Genomic DNA, 19,816 nt, shown 5'->3' with positions numbered 1-19,816 from the left:
GGCGTGTAGCTGATGCCGAAGACTCATTACTAACAAATAGCGCAGGCATTGCCTGCCGCCTTGCTCATCCCGACTATCGGGTTTCACATGAAAACACCGCCGGAAATCTCCAGCGGTGCTAAAACTGTTTGTGCTTCCAGTACTCAGCTCAGTTTGAGCAGAGCTGTTTGTGCTTTTGCTTGAGAGCGTAGAGCGCTTCCTGAGCCTGGCGCGGTGTCATATCATCAGGATCAAAGGTCTCCAACAGTTCAACAAGCTCACTGGAAACAGAGGCTTCCTCTTGCTCTTCCGGCTCCGGAATGGTTTCCAGAGGTTGCGAGAAGGATGCAAAGAGCGGCAGATCATCCAAAAGTGTCTCAGCAGGCTTGTTGGTGTCTTGCTCTTCCAGCTGCGTCAGGATCTTTTGCGCGCGGCTGACAACAGTCTTCGGCAGACCTGCCAGTTTTGCGACCTGAATACCATAGGAACGATCAGCAGCGCCTTCGACGATTTCGTGAAGGAAGACAACATCGCCTTTCCACTCTTTCACACGCACGGTCGCGTTGTTGAGACGCTCCAAACGCTTTGAGAGTGCTGTGATTTCATGGTAGTGCGTCGCGAAAAGCGAGCGCGAGCGATTGGTTTCATGCAGATGCTCAATGGCAGCCCATGCAATGGAAAGACCGTCAAAGGTCGCCGTTCCGCGTCCGATTTCATCCAAAATGACCAGCGAGCGGTCCGTGGCCTGATTGAGAATGGCAGCCGTTTCCACCATCTCAACCATAAAGGTTGAACGGCCTCTGGCGAGATCATCAGCCGCGCCGACACGGGAGAACAAGCGATCCACAATGCCAATGTGAGCAGTCGTTGCAGGAACGAAACTACCCATTTGAGCCAGCACTGCGATCAATGCATTCTGGCGCAGGAAGGTTGACTTACCAGCCATGTTAGGGCCGGTGATCAGCCAAATCTGGCCGTTTTCATAGCTTTCCTGCGGGCCGAGGTTAGCGTTGTTTGCCACAAACGGTTCGCCAGATTTGCGAAGTGCTTGCTCCACCACCGGGTGGCGGCCACCTTCAATTGTGAAGGCAAGCGAGCCATCAACGATTGGTCGGATGTAGTTTTCTGCTTCCGCCAAAACCGCGAGAGAGGTTGAAACATCAAGGACAGCAAGAGCTTCAGCCGCAGCTTTAATCAGGCCACCAGCCTCAACAACAGCCTTGGTCAGCTCGTTGAATATTTCCAGTTCAATCGCAAGGGCACGCTCTCCAGCGCTTGCGATTTTGCTTTCCAGATCAGCAAGATCGGTGGTCGTGAAGCGCATGGCGCCAGCCATAGACTGACGGTGAATGAAGCGGGCAGGGTCATCCTTCATTGGATCACACTGCGCGGTCGGCGCTTCCATAAACCAGCCAAGAACGTTGTTGTGCTTGATCTTCAGTGAGCGGATTCCAAACTCCTCAGCCAGATCCGCCTGCATCTGTGCGATGACTTTTCGGCTCTGATCGCGAAGGGCTTTGAGCTCATCAAGGTCTGGATGATAGTTATGCGCAATGAAACCGCCATCTCGCTTAAGAAGTGGCGGTTCTTCTGCAATCGCGACGCTAAGCTTTTCACCCAGCGCATGCGGTGCTTGCTCCAGCTTTTGCACGGCAAAGCCAACTTCCTGAGGGAAGACGCCGCCAGAGGCCAGCAGGCCTGCAATTTCCCGCGCAGATTTCATTGCAGACGCGATGGACTGCAAATCACGAGGACCACCACGGTCCACAGCAAGACGGGAAAGTGCACGAGACATATCCGGCGCGGATTTCAGCAAGCTGCGGATATCCTCGCGCTGCATGGTGTCGGATGCAAAAAACGCAATGGTGTCCTGACGATGACGGATTTGTTCCGGATCCGTAAGGGGACCGGACAGGCGACTGGCGAGCAGGCGAGAACCCGCTCCGGTCACGGTTTTGTCGATTGCAGACAGCAAGCTGCCTCGACGCTCGCCGGACAGGGTACGGGTCAACTCAAGGTTGGCGCGGGTTGCCGGATCAATCAGCAACTGGCCTGCAGCGACTTCTTTGACTGGTGGGTCGAGAGGAGGGCGCTCGCCGAGCTGGGTTTTGTCGATGTAAGCCAGAATGCCACTGGCTGCGATCAGTTCAGCACGGGTGTAGTTGGCGAACCCGTCCAGCGTACCGACGGAGAAGTAAGTGGAGAGGCGATCCTGAGCGTTTGCGCCATCAAAGAACGTGCGAGGAACAGGAGAGAGGGCAGCGCCAAGTCCTTCGACTGTCGCTCGCAGCTCGGTTTCCTGAAGAAGTGCGTCAGCAAGCACTAATTCTGATGGATCAATGCGCGCCAGATCAGCAGCAAGGCGCACATCGTCACTTTCAGCCACGCGGAACATGCCCGTGGACATATCAATCCAGGCGAGGCCATAGAGGTTTCCGTCAGCCGTGCTTCTGCCTTTGACCCGCGCTAACGAGGCAAGGAAGTTGTTTCGTCTGGCATCCAGAAGGCGGTCTTCTGTGATCGTGCCCGGTGTCACCAAACGCACCACATCGCGGCGAACGACAGATTTGGAGCCACGCTTTTTGGCTTCTGCCGGGTTTTCCGTCTGCTCACAGACAGAAACGCGGTGGCCAAGACCGATCAGTTTTTGCAGATAATCATCTGCGGCATGCACAGGAACACCGCACATGGGAATATCATCACCATTATGCTTGCCGCGCTTGGTAAGCGTAATTCCGAGAGATTGGGATGCAACTTCTGCATCTTCAAAAAACAGCTCGTAGAAATCACCCATTCGGTAGAACAGGAGACTGTCCGGATTGGCCGTCTTAATCTCAATATATTGCGCCATCATGGGTGTGACGCGGCCTTTTGCTGGGGAAGGCTTTTCAATATCTGCTGTAGTCATGGCGCAGACACTAGCAAATGGTTCTATGTGTTTCACCCGTGTCAGTTTAGTTCACAGCTTGAGAACGAGATTTTACGGGGATAATGTCGTCCAGTGATATTTGAAAAGAACACTGCGCTTGAGGGTGAGGAATTTTTCGCATGCCAACCACTGATAAAACAGCAAGCTCGCAGGTCAGCTTTACTGACCAAGACGCGTTAGCCTTCCATAACGAAGGCAAACCGGGCAAGCTTGAAATCTCGCCAACCAAGCCAATGGCCACTCAGCGCGACCTGAGCCTGGCCTATTCTCCTGGCGTTGCTGTTCCTGTGCTGGCAATTGCAGAAGACGCAAGCAAGGCTTACGACTACACCACCAAAGGCAACATGGTTGCGGTTATCTCCAACGGCACTGCCATTCTTGGCCTCGGAAACCTTGGCGCATTGGCTTCCAAGCCGGTGATGGAAGGCAAATCAGTTCTCTTCAAGCGCTTTGCTGATGTGGATTCCATTGACCTTGAAGTGGACACTTCCGACGTTGAGGAGTTCATCGACTCTGTAAAGCATCTCGGCCCTTCCTTCGGTGGCATCAACCTTGAAGACATTAAAGCGCCGGATTGCTTTATCATCGAGCAGCGTCTTCGTGAGATCATGGATATTCCGGTGTTCCACGATGATCAACACGGCACAGCTATTATCGCTGCTGCAGGCTTGATCAACGCAGTTCATATGACAGATCGCGACATCAAAGATGTGAAAGTGGTCTGTAATGGCGCGGGCGCGGCTGGCATTGCTTGTATCGAGCTTGTTAAAGCGATGGGTGTTCCGCATGAGAACGTTCTTCTCTGCGATACAAAAGGCGTGATTTATCAGGGCCGTGAAGCTGGAATGAACCAGTGGAAGAGCGCCCATGCTGTGAAGACAGACAAGCGCACCCTTGAAGATGCGCTGGATGGTGCAGATGTGTTCTTTGGAGTTTCAGTGAAGGGCGCTTTGACGCCTGACATGGTGAAGACCATGGCGCCGGACCCAATTATCTTTGCAATGGCGAACCCTGATCCTGAGATTACACCAGAGGAAGCCAAGGAAGTTCGTCCGGATGCTATTGTTGCAACAGGTCGTTCTGATTATCCGAACCAGGTGAACAATGTTCTCGGGTTCCCGTATATCTTCCGCGGTGCGTTGGACGTTCATGCAACAACCATTAATGATGAGATGAAAGTTGCCTGCGCTCAGGCTCTTGCTGAGCTGGCTCGCGAAGATGTTCCTGATGAAGTGGCAGCAGCTTATCGTGGCAGCCGTCCTCGTTTCGGTCCCGAATACATCATTCCGGTTCCGTTCGATCCGCGCCTGATTTCCCGTATTCCTCAAGCAGTTGCACAGGCTGCGATGGATAGCGGCGTGGCACGTCGCCCGATCGTGGACATGGATGCTTATGGTGCGCAGCTACAGGGTCGCCGAGATCCGATTGCCGGTACTTTGCAGCGGATCATCTCCAAAGTGCGTCAAAATCCGAAGCGCATTGTGTTTGCGGAAGGGGAAGAGCCAGCGGTTATTCGCGCAGCTTCCGCCTTTGTTGCGCAAGGGCTGGGTGAAGCGATTCTTGTTGGCCGTGAAGATGAGATCCGCGCCAATGCGACATCTGCCGGTATTGATGTAAACCGCCCGGGCATTCGCCTTGAAAGTGCGCGATCCTCCACCCGCAATGCGGATTACGCGGAATATCTGTACTCTCGCCTGCAACGTAAAGGCTACCTGCAACGTGATTGTCAGCGTCTCGTCAACAATGACCGTAACTACTGGGCGTCCATTATGGTTGCGCGTGGCGATGCTGATGGCGTTGTAACGGGAACAACACGAAACTATTCCGTTGCGCTGGAAACCGTCAGCCGCTGTATTGATACCAAACCGGGGCACCGCGTGATTGGTGTTTCACTTGTTGTGACACCGGGCAAAACCGTTCTTGTGGCCGATACGGCTGTTCATGACATGCCGACCTCAGAGGAACTGGCGGATATTGCGGAAGAAGCAGCGCATGTTGCCCGCCGTCTTGGGTCCGAGCCTCGCGTTGCTATGCTGGCGTACTCTACATTTGGTCACCCGAAAGGTGAACGGACTGAGCGTCTTCAGGAAGCCGTTAAGATCCTTGATCGTCGCCGTGTGGACTTTGAGTATGATGGTGAGATGGGTGCAGATATTGCACTTAACATGGAGAAGATGGCGGCTTATCCGTTCTGCCGTCTGAATGGACCTGCAAACGTGCTCATTATGCCTGCGTTCCACTCCGCTTCCATCGCGACGAAATTGTTGGAAGAGCTTGGCGGATCAACGCTTATTGGCCCATTGCTGGTTGGCATGGACAAGCCGGTTCAGATTGTACCGATGGGTGCCAAGGATAGCGAGATCTTCAATATGGCAGCTATTGCGGCCTACAACATCACTTAGGTCTGACGGAATTGTGAGATCAGGAAAAGCGTCGCTTCTGCGGTGCTTTTTTATTCCCTAAGCCTCTGATGAAACTACACTTCTATCTGAAAGAAATTATATTAATTACAGATCTCTCAAAAATGGCCAAACAGTCTCAAACCTCTCTTCACCTTGCTATCTAAATGCATGCGAATTGGGTCCGTATTTATAGATATTGTTGGCCTCAACATTGATAGCCTTAAGGGCCTGGGAAAGTTGGGAGTCGATCTATGGTTAAGGGTACGCTCGAAGTTACTGAGTACCAATGGGCGCAGAAGGTTTACAAGCAAAACTCATGGCCGTTCGATGCATATGACGGCGACCCCACTCCTGCTTCGATTGAGACTCACTGCAAAAGTCGTTCTGCTCAATACAAAGCAGAACTTAAGAGCTACAAGGCGCTAAAACCCACTCTCCAAACAGACGCTCAAATGCAAACATTTGATAGTCTTTGCGAGCAAACTCAAAGTCGCATGAAGAATGCAGACTATCTATCGCAAACTGGCAATTTTCTTGATGCGGATAGCACACTGGATGACATAGCAGCACTTGTTGATGGTGTTGGAATTTTAGTAGGGAAGAGCAGGGCTTCAGAGCAGCAGAAAAACGGTGTAGATGGCAAGCAAACTGCTGATAAAGCAGCTACACGCGTTGATCCTCTACTCGCTGTACAACAACGAGTAGCGGAGTTTTCTGCAAAGTTGAAAGGCTACAAAGCTGAGAGGAATATACTGGTCTCTAAAGATCAGAAAACCTTGTTCGATCAACTCTTCAAACAAGCTGCTTCAACAATGACATTCGTCACCAGTTTGGTAAAAAATAGAGATGCAGATGGTGCTGATCAGCGACTTTTTGATGCTGAAGCGCAATTGCAAGGTGTGCAGCAAGTACTTGAAATACAGAAGCAAACTGTTCGCGATTCGGAAAGTATCAAAGCCGCTCTAAAGGATGCAAATGCTCGGCTTTCAGGAGTCAATGGGCTTCGCAAAACCATTAAATCCCCTCAGGAGCAGAAAGCGTTCACGGATTCTTCAAAGCAAGCAAAAGGGCAAATTAAGCAGGTTGAGGGCTTACTTAAACGACATGAATTTGATGCCTGTCAGGCTGAGTTGAAAGTCCTTAATAACCTAGTTGAAAAAGCAGAGAGTTACGTCAAATTTGTTCCCGTTGATCCGAGTCTTAGCAAACAATTGAAAACGACACGGATTGAAATCCAATCTTGCTATCAGCAGGTAAATGAAGTTCCTGATAAAACTCTCAAACGGGATTTTGAAAAGAACTATCAAGTCGCGATCAACTTACTTGCAGAGACAGAGGATCTGATTGAAGGGCATGGACGTTCCTCTGAGGAAGATATTGCAGCCAATTTAGCTACACTTAAGACCTTAACTGAAGCATTGATAGATTGCGTGGTCAGCACAAAAGAAGCTGCAAAAAAACAAGCAACTAATCAACCGACAGGAAGACGGTCGCGGCCAAACTCAGCTTCGAAGAATGCAGCTCAAAATGCGCTAAATAAAGCTCTTTCCGATTGCACAGGATCTTTGGATGTGGCTCAAGAAAATCTCAACGAGCTTTTGAGGTCTGGGTCCGAGATCAAAGATGCTGCTCTTGCCAGCAGCTTTGCTCAGTATAACAGTGCGGCGCAGACCTATATCACCGAAGGCAAGCAGTATGTAGCGGATCGGAAACTTCAGGAAGCACGAGGCAAACTTGCTACTTGTGAGGATGCAATCAACTCAATGCGGTTCTTCTTAGAATCCGCTCAAGGTTCTCCCGATTTGCAGGCGTCAGAGCAGCAACCATCGCCTCACGATCAAACTGCCTCACCTAGTCAATCAGATCCCATAGCTTCGCACCAAGAAGCTCAGCTTAATGAAGAACGTCTTTTAGAAGAAACAAGGCAAAGAGCTAGCTCTATTCGCAACGCATTGAAAGAAGCAAGAAAGAGGGAAAAGCGTCTGAAGCAGCAACAGGCATCGATCACTGACCAGCAGCTAATGGCACAATTTGTCTCGATGATTGAGCAAGCAGACAAAACAATCCGAGATGTAGGCGTTATGCTTTCTTCAAGACGTGACGGTCGTATCGAATACTCTGAGCAACGCTTACCCTTGATTGATCAGCTCTATCAAAGAGCCCAGGAAATCCTTGATCTGAATAATACTCCTCAACAACACCCCAAAACGCAGGGTGCTCAAAAAACTAGTGATGATGGAGCAAAACAGGCCTTAACTGATCAACTGAAACAGTTAAAAAATGTGATTGCAGTCTCGGTAGCGAATGAATCCACGATTTCAGATCCAAAAATCCTGGATGAAATTGCAACCTATAAAATGCTTTCTGATCAGATGGTTAGTCAGATTGAATTGTACCTGGAAAACAATGACACAAAAGCTGCCCGAGATACTCTGCAGCAACTTCAAGATGTCAGCAAAAACCTTCAGGCCTGTGTAAAGCAGCAGCTGGGACCGGCACAAGAAGAAAAGCGCGCTGAACCAGAACCCATCACTACTCCAAATATCGCTGAGGCCAAAAAATGGGCAAAATCCTTGAAGGGGTTGAAAGCAAGCATACCTAATGAAGACAAAATCCCAGTTTTTGAGAATTGCCAACTGTTGAGTTCAGAATTGATACCGATGATTGAACGTTCAATTAGATCAGGTAACATGGCAGAAGCAGAGGCTCTCCTTGAGCAAGTTGCTGGCTTAATGCGTGAAGTTCAAGAAATAATGTCGGAAAAGAAGTATATTCTTGTACCTTACAAGCATGCAGCCCCGGGCATTCTGAACAACGTCGACTCTCGCAAAACGCCTAGCGGCCCTAATCCAGAACTCTACTGCGAGGAACAAGACGGTAAGTTTTGTCTGAAGCATGCTCTTAATGCGTGTTTGGGTTTTGGAGCAGTATCTCCGCAAGACATGGAAGATGCTCTTTTACAAAATACCTGTGAAGGTTACAAAAACCAGTCCGATATCATAACTTTTGGGGAAGTACGCGAGTATTATCCTGGCTTAACAATCGAAGAGATGCGCCGTCAGATTTCAGAAGACGCTGATGGCTTTTTCCTTAAATCCGCAAAAAAGCAATTCGAGTTGCTCTACGAGGGAATGACACCTGAAGACTATATTCGAGAACGTGGAGCAGATCCTCATACTGGTATGGCCATAATAAAATCAAAACAACAACAACTCGGAGTGCCTAACCTAAAGGATACCCATCTTGATAAGCCTAACTCAGAAGCAGACCTTCAAGCTAATGTGAAGAAAGTCACAGACCTTACGAAAGACGGCGCCGTAGATCGATTGATTGTAGGAGCAGGAGCTCATTTTATTGCTCTTCGAAGGAATACTGAAGGTGAGTGGTTTGAAGTGGATAGTAAATCCCCCACGGCGAGAAAAGTTGAACTAGAAGAATATGTTAGACTGAAAGCTAAGCAACACAAGGATGAAGCAATCACAATTATGCACTTTGATGGGGATGTGAACGCTGATGCCACCAAGGGAGCTTCTCAACCAAGGAGATGAGTTGAGAAGCTGACAAGGAGGAGTGAGTGCGTCGGTCAGACGCGCCGCATGTAACCTTTGTAGACCCAACCGATTTGCTCGGAGGTTTGGGCGTCGCGGATGCCTAGCCAGTTGCCTTTGCAATCGGCGATGTTGATTGCTTGATTTGGGATAAGGCGGCCAATGACGTTGTAATTGGTTCCGGGGCCGGTACGAAGGTTAAGCACGCCTGACTTCAATGGCTTAACTGCATAAGTGCCTGCACATGCCTGATCAAACCCGATGGGCACTTTTGGTTGGTGCTGGTAGACTGTCTGTGCTGGGGAGCTGCTTGCAAAAGCAACGAGTGCTCCACATATACCAAGGGTCATCAGATGACCGCAATAAACTCCAGATTTTCTCATTGGTCCCGTCCAGTTCAGGTTCCATAAATGACCAGAACAGGGTGACAAACCCCGATATTTTTGGTCTAACGGTCATTCTGGTATTGCTTGAACACGGTGCAAATATGGTCTCTTCCGCTATGATAAAAATCTGCGGCATCTCTACGAAGGAAACTGCGGACGCGGTTACGAAAGAACAAGTCGATATGATCGGATTTGTCTTTTTTCCGAAAAGTCCGCGCTATGTTTCCATGGCTAAAGCCAAAGAGCTGGCAGACCACGTGCGCGGTAAGACGCAAATTGTTGCACTTACTGTGAATATGGATGATGCAGGCCTGAAGGAAATTGTCGACACTATCTCACCAGATGTTTTGCAGCTGCACGGGAGTGAAACCCCTGAGCGCTGCTCTGAAATTCGCGAGAGTTTTGGCGTTCCTGTGATGAAAGCCTGCGGGATTTCTTCTGCAGAAGACGTGGAGGCACTTACGCCCTATATTCCGCACGTAGACAGATTTCTTCTAGATGCAAAACCACCAAAAAATTCCGATATTCCGGGAGGAAATGGTGTCAGCTTTGACTGGAAACTGCTACAAGGCCTAGAACTTGGAAAGCCTATCATGCTTTCTGGCGGCTTAAGCCCTGAAAACGTCCGCGAAGCTTTGGCAATCTCCGGAGTGAGTGATGTCGATGTTTCATCCGGCGTCGAACGCGAGAAGGGCGTTAAAGACATCGAGTTGATTGAGGCTTTTGTGCGTGAAGCGCGCAGCGTTGCCGAGTGAATTTGGGAAGAATTAATGAACCAGCAAGCCAACACATTGCGTTCCGGTCCGGATGATCGCGGCCACTTTGGTGATTTTGGGGGTCGTTTCGTAGCTGAAACGCTCATGCCTTTGATCCTGGATCTGGAAAAGGCTTACAGTGACGCGAAGGCTGACCCAGCATATGCGGCAGAGCTGGAAAACCTGAACACCCACTATACTGGTCGCCCATCTGCGCTTTATTTCGCTGAACGCCTGACAGAAGAGCTGGGCGGCGCGAAGATTTACTTTAAGCGCGATGAGCTGAACCACACAGGGTCCCACAAGATCAACAACTGTATTGGTCAGATCCTGCTGGCTAAACGTATGGGTAAAACCCGCATCATCGCAGAAACCGGCGCTGGTCAACATGGTGTTGCGACCGCAACAGTTTGTGCGCGCTTTGGTTTGCCATGCGTTGTTTACATGGGTGCAACTGACGTTGAGCGTCAGAAACCAAACGTGTTCCGCATGAAGCTTCTGGGGGCTGAAATTGTTCCCGTTACTGCGGGTGCTGGTACGCTCAAGGACGCGATGAACGAAGCGCTGCGTGATTGGGTAACCAACGTAGATGACACGTATTACCTGATCGGCACAGCTGCTGGCCCGCATCCTTATCCGGAGATGGTTCGTGATTTCCAGTCTGTGATTGGGGAAGAGACCAAAGAACAGCTGATGAAAGCAGAAGGCAAATTGCCAGATGCTCTCGTTGCTGCAGTTGGTGGTGGCTCTAATGCGATTGGTCTATTCCACCCGTTCCTTGATGATCCATCCGTTGAGATTTACGGCGTTGAAGCTGGTGGTAAAGGCCTTCAGGGTGAAGAACACTGTGCCTCGCTGAACGCAGGTAAGCCGGGTGTACTGCATGGTAACCGCACCTATCTGCTGCAGGATGATGACGGACAGATCCTTGAAGGACATTCCGTGTCAGCAGGTCTGGATTATCCTGGTATCGGCCCTGAGCACTCCTGGCTGAAGGATACAGGCCGTGTGAACTACGTGCCTGCGACTGATGAGGAAGCTCTGGATGCATTCCAGATGTTGACCCGCGTTGAAGGTATCATTCCAGCTCTGGAGCCAAGCCATGCGCTTGCTCAGGTGATCAAGATGGCGCCGAAGATGGACAAAGACAAAGTGATCGTCATGAACCTTTGCGGTCGTGGTGACAAGGACGTCTTTACCGTTGGCAAGATCCTTGGATTTGACCTGTAAGTCATTTGATTTTCAAATGAAAAAGGCGAGCCTCGCGCTCGCCTTTTTTCGTTGCTCGGCATTGAATCGGAACTGAAACGATTACCCTGTAGCAGCAATGCCATCCAAAACACCGGAAACACCAGCTTCCCAGCCTAAAATGGCACGCTTACGAGTGATGCCCCAATGGTAACCACACATGTTGCCCTTGGCCCCGAGGACACGGTGACACGGAACGACGAAAGACAGCGGATTCTTTCCCACGGCTGTTCCAACAGCACGAGAGGCTTTGGGATTACCGAGGTTATTCGCAATCTCCGAATATGTGGTAGCCTTGCCTAAAGGAATTTTCAGAAGTGTTTGCCAAACACGGATTTCAAAGTCCGTTCCGATGAAGACAACACGAAGTGGTTGGTCTTCCTTCCACTTGTTCGGCTCAAAGATGCGGGAGACGTAAGGAGCGGTGAGCTGCTGGTTCTCTTCAAATTCAGCCGCTGGCCAACGTTCGCTCATGTCAGCAAGAGCTTTTGCCTCTTCGCCAGCATCAGCAAAGGCAAGACCTGCCAAGCCGCGATCTGTTACCATCAACAGGACGATCCCAAACGGGCAGGGATGGAAGCCCCAACTGATTTTCACGCCTGCACCACGCCGTTTGTAGTCGCCGGGCGTCATCGCCTCATGGGTTACAAACAAGTCATGCAAACGGGCAGGGCCTGAGAGGCCAACTTCGAGCGAGGCTTCCAGAATGCTAGCGGAATCTTGTAAAAGAGCGCGTGCGTGATCGATGGTGATGGCTTGCAGGAACTGTTTAGGAGTAATGCCTGCCCATCTTGAAAACACCCGTTGAAGCTGAATTGGCTGAAGGCCGACGCTGTAGGCAAGCTCTTCAAGGGAGGGTTGTTCCCTCCAATTCTCGGAGATGCCTTGAAGAGTTTTCTGGACGACACGATAGTCCTCAAGAGCAGAACTGTCTTCTACAAACGTGCCATTTGCGAGATTGGCTGCATTAAACATCTTGATTCACGGCTCTTAGATTTCGTTTCTCATTAGGTGAAATCTAGATGATCCTCAGCCTAAGAGCCACCCGAAACGCGAGTACATGGGAACAGAGTATTTCAGGCTCAGGCGTGATCAAACCCACGATTGCGTGCGGAGTGGATTGCCTGAGAAAACGCAGAGGCGAAACTTGTCCGGTCATCCGGGTTCAAAAACGCACCAACAATGAGGAAAAGTTGATCAGAACGCACCAAAATGCGCGTAACTCCAACATCATCATCCCGTTCGATTTGGAGTTTCATGTGAAACGGATTGAGCACATACTCCTGCACGTCGCCTTTGTACGTGACGTGTTTCAATCTAACCTCAAGCGGGGAAACGCTGATTTCCTCATAGGTTTCGGCCGTCGCAAAGTTGTGCCTGAACGCGAGCCAGAGAAAGAGAACAGGTAATGATAGCAGGATAGGTGCGGGCCATAATCCCATCAGAACAAGCACGAGCGAATAAAAGCCAGCAATCAAGCCAGCGCACCAAAGAACGATGTTCACGCCCCGGCGGGACAGTGAGCGGTGCGGGGTTAGAACAGCCTGAAAGAAAGGGGGATAAGGCTCCCGCTTTTGAAGATCATGGGGCATTGGTGCTATTTCGCACTCTGTTTCATTGCTACTCTTTATCGTTTAAGAGTATAGAGCTTTCATAGCCTACGCAAAGTCACTTATTTCCTTCGAGAGTCCTATGGTTGACGCTACCAAAACAAAGAAGGTTGCATCTTCTTCCAGTACACGCAAAAAGCCAGTTTCCAGATCAAGGTATTCTAAAGCCGAGATCTACGAAATCTTTGCGGCATTTGAAAAAGACAATCCTGAACCGGAAGGGGAACTTAATCATTCCAACGAGTTCACACTGCTGGTTGCTGTTGTGCTTTCCGCTCAAGCAACAGATGCCGGAGTGAACAAAGCGACAAAACATCTCTTCCAGATTGCAGATATGCCAGAGAAAATGGTTGCTCTTGGAGAAGATAAGATCCGTGAAGAGATCCGCACAATCGGGCTCTATAAAAACAAAGCAAAGAACACGTTTTTGCTCTCTCAAATGCTGATTGAGCATCATGGTGGGCAGGTTCCGCAAACCCGTGAGGAGCTGGAAGCTTTGCCGGGTGTTGGCCGTAAAACAGCTAATGTGGTGCTGAATATTGCTTTTGGGCAGCCTACGATTGCGGTAGACACGCATCTCTTCAGGATTGCAAACAGGTTAGGGCTTGCCCCCGGCAAAACACCGCTGGATGTAGAGTTGAAACTGGAAAAGATAATTCCGCAAGACTTTATGCAGCACGCACACCACTGGCTGATCCTACATGGCCGTTACATCTGTAAGGCGCGCAAGCCGGCGTGCGATCGCTGCATCATCTATGATCTTTGCAAAAGCAAAGAGAAAATCTTGAAGGAAGTTGCCTAAGTAAAAGCAGAGGCTCTTAATGCATCTGCTTTTTACGGAGACGAACAACCACTTCCACGCGGGAAATTTCCATTCCTTCAGGTGGGACTGGCAAGTTGTCTAGTGTCAGGCCACTGTCTGGAATATCGATTACACGGTTCTCATCTTCCAGGAAGAAATGGTGATGCTCAGAAGTGTTGGTGTCGAAGTAAGTCTTTGTTCCTTCAACAGCAACTTCACGCAGCAAACCAACCTCAGTGAACTGATGAAGTGTGTTGTAAACTGTCGCCAGAGAGACGGGCACATTCGCTAGGATAGCTTCTTCGTGAAGGACTTCCGCCGAGATGTGGCGATTACCCTGAGAATAAAGAAGCTCAGCCAGTGCCACGCGCTGACGTGTAGGGCGCAGACCTGCGTCTCTTAGCATCCCTGTTACATCTTGATGTTCGTTAGCAATCTGCGAGCTCATTTTTTCCTACTTTAGTTCTTTAGGGTGCTGATGTTTTAACACCTACGCACCAATTCTACCAGCATTAGATTAAAAGCAACCTATTGACCTGCACCCAAGCACTCTCAATATAAGGGAGCATAACCCTTGATACATCAAGCTAAAACCAAGCAGGATTAATCGGACTGCTTATAACAATAATAAGAATAGTATAAGTTTAACACAACTGCGTACATTGAGCACACGCAAACTCACATACATCGCTCTTTCGATATTCGGGCTCGTGTGCTAGGAAGGCCCGAACAGTTAATACTTAGAACCATCGTTACGTTTAGGTAAGGTGAACCCTACGTTTTTCTGGCCTCAAACAAACGACAAATTATGCGGGAATAGAATGCACGAGAAGCGTTCAAGCTACGATAAAGAAGCTCTGCTGGCCTGTGGTCGCGGTGAGCTGTTTGGCCAAGGCAATGCACAGCTGCCACTTCCTCCTATGCTGATGTTTGATCGCGTCACCGAAATTTCTGAGGAAGGCGGCGAGTACGGCAAAGGCGTAATTCGTTCTGAATTCGACATTAATCCAGATCTCTGGTTCTTCGAATGTCACTTCCAGGGCGATCCTGTTATGCCTGGCTGTCTTGGTTTGGACGCTCTGTGGCAGATGACTGGCTTCTATCTTGGCTGGCTCGGCGAGCCAGGTCGTGGTCGTGCACTTTCTACCGGTGAAGTTAAATTCACAGGTCAGGTTACTCCTGACGTAAAAATGCTGGAATTCGGTGTTGATATGAAGCGCGTTATGCGCTCCCGCCTGAAACTGGCAATTGCTGATGGCTGGGTAAAAGCTGACGGCGAGACTATTTTTGTTGCGAAAGACCTACGTGTTGGTCTGTTTCAAGACGAAGCAAAATAAGTAATCAAATTATGCGAGGGTTTGTCATGTGGAATGACGAACCCTTTTTTGGAATTGGGTCCGATTGGACCGCTTAACCCACGGGAGACCTTAGATGAGGCGTGTGGTTGTTACTGGTATGGGTATTGTTTCTCCTCTTGGCAACAATGCTGAAGAAGTGAAAGCAAGCCTTTACGAAGGTAAGTCCGGTATTGTTGCAGCTGAAGACTACGAGAAGCTCGGCTTCCGTTGTCAGGTTCATGGCGCACCTACCTTGGATCCATTGGAAAAACTTGGCCGTCGTACCTCTCGCTTTATGGGTGAAGGCGCTGCATGGAACTACATTGCCATGGAGCAGGCCATCGAAGATGCTGGTCTTTCCGAAGATCTGGTTACCAATGACCGCACTGGCCTGATCATGGGTTCTGGTGGCCCGTCCACCAAAGCGATCGTTGAAGCTGCGGATATCACCCGTGAAAAAGGCCCACGCCGTATCGGGCCGACCGCTGTTCCGAAGGCAATGAGCTCTACGAACTCTGCTACGCTTGCAACGCCATTTAAAATTCACGGCGTCAACTACTCCATTTCCGCAGCTTGTGCGACAACCAATATCTGTATTGGTAATGCCTATGAGCTGATCCAATGGGGTAAACAAGACGTGGTATTTGCTGGCGGTGGCGAAGAACTGGACTGGACACTCTCCAACCTGTTTGATGCTATGGGCGCAATGTCATCCAAGTACAACGACACTCCGTCTACGGCTTCCCGTCCATATGACAAGAACCGTGATGGCTTTGTTATTGCTGGTGGTGGCGGTGTGCTGGTTCTTGAAGAACTTGAGCATGCAAAAGCACGCGGTGCAAAAATCTATGCGGAAATCGTGGGTTACGGTCAGACTTCTGATGGTCACGACATGGTTGCACCAAGTGGTGAAGGCGCTGCTCGCTGCATGAAGATTGCGCTTAAAGACGTTGATTGTGACATTGACTACATCAATCCACATGCAACCTCTACACCTGTTGGTGACATCAAAGAGATTGAAGCGATCCGCGCCGTGTTCGGTGACAAGGTTCCGCCAATTTCTGCGACTAAAGCGCTTTCTGGTCACTCTTTGGGTGCTGCTGGCGTTCATGAAGCGATCTACTCTTTGCTTATGATGGAAGGCAACTTCATTGCGGCTTCTGCTCATATTGAAGAATTGGATCCGGATTTTGAGGATATGCCAATCGTAAGAGAACGCGTAGATAATGCAGAATTGAATTGCGTTCTTTCAAACGGCTTTGGATTTGGCGGCACCAACGCGACCGTCGTGTTTAAGCGATACAAAGACTGAGTTTGAGGTTCTGAGCTTGCTCAGCTCCTTTAACTTTTGATTAAAGGAGTTTTCTATGAGCAAGCTTATGCAAGGCAAGCGTGGTCTGATTATGGGCGTTGCCAATGACCACAGCATTGCCTGGAGCATAGCCAAAACTCTTGCAGAACAGGGCGCAGAAATGGCGTTTACCTATCAAGGTGACGCCTTCGCCCGACGCGTAAAACCACTGACAGACAGTGTTGGATGCGATATGCTTCTTCCATGTGATGTGGAAGACATTGATAGCGTGGACAAGGTTTTCGCTCAGCTCCAAGAAAAATGGGGGAGCATTGATTTCCTCGTGCACGCGATCGCGTTTTCAGACAAGTCTGAACTGCGTGGCCGTTATGCAGACACTACCCGCGATAATTTTGCCCGCACCATGCAGATCTCCTGCTTCTCATTCACAGAGATTGCAAAGCGAGCGGCTGATTTGATGCCGAATGGCGGTTCCATCCTGACACTAACGTATGGCGGCGCGACAAGCGTTATGCCAAACTATAACGTCATGGGCGTTGCCAAGGCCGCACTGGAAGCATCTGTGCGCTATCTGGCTATGGACTTTGGAGAGCAAGGCATCCGCGTGAATGCTATATCTGCAGGGCCTGTTCGCACGCTGGCTGGCGCAGGTATCTCTGACGCTCGTTTGATGTTCAACTTCCAGCAGGCAAACTCTCCGCTGAAGCAGACTGTTACAACCGAACAGCTTGGTGGTTCTGGTCTTTATCTTCTCTCAGAGTTATCTGGCGGAGTGACTGGTGAGGTTCACTTTGTGGATTCTGGTTACAACATCGTTTCCATGCCACGCATGAAAGAGTTGAAGACCGCCGACAAGCTGATGCGAGAAAAGGAAACTGTCTAGATTTCTTTTGATTGCTCAGGTGAATAGCAAAAAGCCTCCAAGTTTCCTCAGAGGCTTTTCGTTAAACTGTTGTTGGAACTGAGATCAATTATTGATTGTCTCGTTTTTATAAACACCAAACAGTCTGCTCTGATCAATCCAACCTTCAAAATCTTTGCCGGAAACGCGGCAGTAACCATCCGTGCATTCGACAACACCAGCAAGAACCAAAGGCTCAAGAAACGCGATGATCTCTTCATTCGGGCCAGGCCGCTTACGAAGAGGGGTGGTTTCAACGGTATTTTCCAGCCAAGGCGTCACCAGTGCAGAGCGGTAGCCAGTCAGCAAGGTTTTGAAAACCCAACCGTCTTTGCCTTCCCAATCGCGAATGCGGCGCCAGTCGTCATATTCCTGAATGACTTCAACCGGCAGCCTGCTGCGAACGAAAGTCCAACCAATGTCGTGGTTTCTGCTTGGGCCTTTGCGAACGTTCACTCTATCAGATTTAAGACTGACAAAACGCGGAACTGGAAGACCAGATACACCAGAACCTGCAGACTGGGCCTGAGCGGTGATTACGAATGGGGAAACAAAAAGGAATAATAGAAAAGTAGCTGCAAGGGCACTAAGAGTACGAAAGCTTTTATTTTTCATAGTGATACCAAAACTTCCCGTAGGCTAATCCGTAATTTTCACTAAAATCGAGACACAAGTATCATACCTTAGATCTCGCGATTTCCGATAGTGGCTGCTATTAGATGTAGACGTGTTTGACAAGTCTTGTTTTCACCGGAACATTTGGTAATGAAACTTTGACAGCCTGTAAGACCTTTGAGTCATTGACTCATATGGTGATTAGGGCAGGGTTAAAAAACTTCGAATTTTTGACAGAAGGCGGGGACGATGCCAAAAAAGAAGCCTATTGTGGTTGTGACGCGGAAACTGCCGGATGTTGTTGAAACACGCATGCGCGAGCTTTTCGACACACGCTTGAATGAGCAAGATAAGCCGTTCACACAGGCAGAGCTTGTGGAAGCCGTCAAAATTGCTGATGTTCTTGTCCCCACTGTTACAGACCGCATTGACGCTTCGGTTTTGGCTCAGGCTGGCCCTAATCTGAAAATGATTGCCAACTTTGGTAACGGCGTCGACAATATCGACGTTATCTCTGCCAACAATCGCGGTATTGCAGTTACCAATACTGCTGGTGTGATGACCGAAGACACCGCAGACATGACCATGGCGCTTATTCTCGCTGTTCCACGTCGCCTTTCTGAAGGCATGAAGAAGATCGAGAATAAAGAATGGGACGGTTGGTCTCCAACCTGGATGCTTGGTCGCCGTATCTGGGGCAAACGTCTCGGTATCATCGGCATGGGCAGGATCGGTCAGGCGGTCGCCAGACGCGCAAAAGCGTTTGGCATGTCTATCCATTACCACAATCGAATTCGCGAGCCTCTGGAGCTTGAAGAGCAGCTGGAGGCTACTTTCTGGGAGAGCCTGGATCAGATGCTTGCGCGCATGGATGTCGTCTCCATCCATTGTCCGCATACACCGGGTACCTACCACTTGCTTTCCGCACGCCGTTTGAAGCTGATGAAGCCTGATGCGTACATCGTGAACACCGCTCGCGGTGAGATCGTGGATGAAAACGCGCTGATCCGTCAGATTGAGTCAGGTGAACTTGCAGGAGCGGCGCTGGACGTGTTTGAGCACGAGCCTGCGATCAACCCGAAGCTGGTGGCATCCGACAAGGTGGTTGTGTTGCCTCACATGGGTTCAGCAACAATCGAAGGGCGTATTGATATGGGTGAGAAGGTCATCATCAATATCAAAGCCTTTATGGACGGACATCGTCCACCGGATCGCGTTTTGCCATCTATGCTCTGATAACAGTTTGAAGCGCTTCAGAAATCTGGAGCGCTTTTTATTTGGAACCTACTTCAGATACTTGTTCCAGGCAGGGTCAGATTTCATTCCAGCAAGGAACTTGGCGTGTGCCTCAATTTCTTCCTCTGACAGGGAAGGGGAGAGAGGGTTTGGGCGTTGTTTGGCTGCGACGCGCTTTTTGGGCTCATCATTGAGTTTATCCAGATCGATCGCTTCATCGTCTGGCATCAGACCAAGATTTTTCTGCTTACCGCCGTTCATCTCCAGATAAACTTCAGCCAGCAGTTCCGCATCGAGCAACGCGCCGTGGTATACGCGCTTTGTGTTATCCACGCCGTAGCGCGAACACAAAGCATCCAGAGACACCGATCCGGTCGGGAACTTTCTGCGGGCGAGCTTTAGAGTATCCAGCACCTGCGTATTTGGGATTTTCGGTTTATTACAACGTCCAAGCTCCATATTGATGAAGCCCATATCGAATGGAGCGTTGTGAATAACCAGGCGTGAATCTCCAACAAAATCAAGAAATTCGTCAGCTACATCGACAAACAGCGGTTTATCGGAGAGGAACTCAGCAGAGAGGCCGTGAATACGGAACGCTTCTTCTGGCATATCTCGTTGCGGGTTGACGTAAAGATGGCAGGTCCGGCCCGTTGGAATGAAATTTATGAGTTCCACTCCGCCGATTTCAACCAGCCTATCCCCATCAAGCGGATTCAGGCCTGTGGTTTCAGTATCGAAGGAGATTTCGCGCAT

At 49.8% G+C, this 19,816-nt stretch carries 16 protein-coding genes; 9 read left to right on the top strand and 7 right to left on the bottom strand.

Features of this window, described 5'->3' with window-relative positions:
- Nucleotides 1-148: 148 nt before the first annotated feature.
- The gene (mutS, locus tag PsAD13_RS01825; protein ID WP_063317121.1) at nt 149-2,887 is read right to left on the bottom strand and encodes a DNA mismatch repair protein MutS; all 2,739 of its coding nucleotides are present in this window, start codon (nt 2,885-2,887) and stop codon (nt 149-151) included.
- A 140-nt stretch (nt 2,888-3,027) separates the two neighbouring features.
- On the opposite strand from mutS, the gene PsAD13_RS01820 reads away from it, so the two are divergent.
- Complete coding sequence (locus PsAD13_RS01820) at nt 3,028-5,310, top strand: NADP-dependent malic enzyme (protein WP_063303885.1); 2,283 nt, start codon at nt 3,028-3,030, stop codon at nt 5,308-5,310.
- A 251-nt stretch (nt 5,311-5,561) separates the two neighbouring features.
- Nucleotides 5,562-8,858: a hypothetical protein gene (locus PsAD13_RS01815; protein ID WP_063317120.1), complete on the top strand. Its 3,297-nt coding sequence runs from the start codon at nt 5,562-5,564 to the stop codon at nt 8,856-8,858.
- 35 nt (nt 8,859-8,893) lie between these two features.
- Here the strand turns inward: PsAD13_RS01815 and PsAD13_RS28010 are convergent, their stop codons facing one another.
- A complete protein-coding gene (locus PsAD13_RS28010) occupies nt 8,894-9,241 on the bottom strand; it encodes an SH3 domain-containing protein (RefSeq protein ID WP_208986373.1) in 348 nt (115 codons plus the stop codon).
- 41 nt (nt 9,242-9,282) lie between these two features.
- On the opposite strand from PsAD13_RS28010, the gene PsAD13_RS01805 reads away from it, so the two are divergent.
- On the top strand, nt 9,283-9,999 hold the full coding sequence (locus PsAD13_RS01805) for a phosphoribosylanthranilate isomerase (RefSeq protein ID WP_063317119.1): 717 nt from the start codon (nt 9,283-9,285) through the stop codon (nt 9,997-9,999).
- A 15-nt stretch (nt 10,000-10,014) separates the two neighbouring features.
- Nucleotides 10,015-11,229, top strand: a complete 1,215-nt coding sequence (trpB, locus tag PsAD13_RS01800; RefSeq protein ID WP_057463198.1) for a tryptophan synthase subunit beta — start codon at nt 10,015-10,017, stop codon at nt 11,227-11,229.
- An 81-nt stretch (nt 11,230-11,310) separates the two neighbouring features.
- Here trpB and PsAD13_RS01795 read toward each other — a convergent pair whose 3' ends face one another.
- Both PsAD13_RS01795 and PsAD13_RS01790 read right to left on the bottom strand, forming a co-directional pair.
- Nucleotides 11,311-12,222 (bottom strand): bifunctional helix-turn-helix domain-containing protein/methylated-DNA--[protein]-cysteine S-methyltransferase, encoded by a 912-nt coding sequence (locus tag PsAD13_RS01795; RefSeq protein ID WP_063312971.1) that lies wholly within the window; start codon nt 12,220-12,222, stop codon nt 11,311-11,313.
- Between the two features lie 107 nt (nt 12,223-12,329).
- Entirely contained in the window at nt 12,330-12,839 is a 510-nt protein-coding gene (locus PsAD13_RS01790; protein ID WP_208985905.1) for a DUF2244 domain-containing protein, read from the bottom strand.
- Nucleotides 12,840-12,939: 100 nt separating this feature from the next.
- Here PsAD13_RS01790 and nth point away from each other — a divergent pair, with 100 nt between their 5' ends.
- Nucleotides 12,940-13,659 (top strand): endonuclease III, encoded by a 720-nt coding sequence (gene nth / locus PsAD13_RS01785; protein ID WP_063300548.1) that lies wholly within the window; start codon nt 12,940-12,942, stop codon nt 13,657-13,659.
- Nucleotides 13,660-13,675: 16 nt separating this feature from the next.
- Here nth and irrA read toward each other — a convergent pair whose 3' ends face one another.
- Nucleotides 13,676-14,107, bottom strand: a complete 432-nt coding sequence (gene irrA / locus PsAD13_RS01780) for an iron response transcriptional regulator IrrA (RefSeq protein ID WP_057463201.1) — start codon at nt 14,105-14,107, stop codon at nt 13,676-13,678.
- A 373-nt stretch (nt 14,108-14,480) separates the two neighbouring features.
- Between irrA and fabA the strand changes: the two genes are divergently transcribed.
- The 3 genes from fabA (at nt 14,481) to fabI (ending at nt 17,191) form a co-directional block, all read left to right on the top strand.
- A complete protein-coding gene (gene fabA / locus PsAD13_RS01775) occupies nt 14,481-14,996 on the top strand; it encodes a 3-hydroxyacyl-[acyl-carrier-protein] dehydratase FabA (RefSeq protein WP_057463202.1) in 516 nt (171 codons plus the stop codon).
- Nucleotides 14,997-15,090: 94 nt separating this feature from the next.
- Nucleotides 15,091-16,308: a beta-ketoacyl-ACP synthase I gene (fabB, locus tag PsAD13_RS01770; RefSeq protein ID WP_063286233.1), complete on the top strand. Its 1,218-nt coding sequence runs from the start codon at nt 15,091-15,093 to the stop codon at nt 16,306-16,308.
- A 55-nt stretch (nt 16,309-16,363) separates the two neighbouring features.
- Nucleotides 16,364-17,191 (top strand): enoyl-ACP reductase FabI, encoded by an 828-nt coding sequence (gene fabI / locus PsAD13_RS01765; RefSeq protein ID WP_063291216.1) that lies wholly within the window; start codon nt 16,364-16,366, stop codon nt 17,189-17,191.
- An 84-nt stretch (nt 17,192-17,275) separates the two neighbouring features.
- On the opposite strand, the gene PsAD13_RS01760 is transcribed toward fabI, so the two are convergent.
- Nucleotides 17,276-17,824, bottom strand: coding sequence for an SH3 domain-containing protein (locus PsAD13_RS01760; RefSeq protein WP_063286232.1), 549 nt, complete (start codon nt 17,822-17,824; stop codon nt 17,276-17,278).
- Nucleotides 17,825-18,073: 249 nt separating this feature from the next.
- Between PsAD13_RS01760 and PsAD13_RS01755 the strand changes: the two genes are divergently transcribed.
- Nucleotides 18,074-19,060, top strand: a complete 987-nt coding sequence (locus PsAD13_RS01755; RefSeq protein ID WP_057463206.1) for a D-glycerate dehydrogenase — start codon at nt 18,074-18,076, stop codon at nt 19,058-19,060.
- Between the two features lie 48 nt (nt 19,061-19,108).
- On the opposite strand, the gene dnaQ is transcribed toward PsAD13_RS01755, so the two are convergent.
- Nucleotides 19,109-19,816, bottom strand: a complete 708-nt coding sequence (gene dnaQ, locus PsAD13_RS01750) for a DNA polymerase III subunit epsilon (protein ID WP_057463207.1) — start codon at nt 19,814-19,816, stop codon at nt 19,109-19,111.

This window comes from Pseudovibrio sp. Ad13 (genome assembly GCF_001623225.1).
Classification (GTDB): Bacteria; Pseudomonadota; Alphaproteobacteria; order Rhizobiales; family Stappiaceae; genus Pseudovibrio.
The sequence above is the reverse complement of the archived record's forward strand: the minus strand, read 5'-3'. Positions and strand labels throughout refer to the sequence as shown.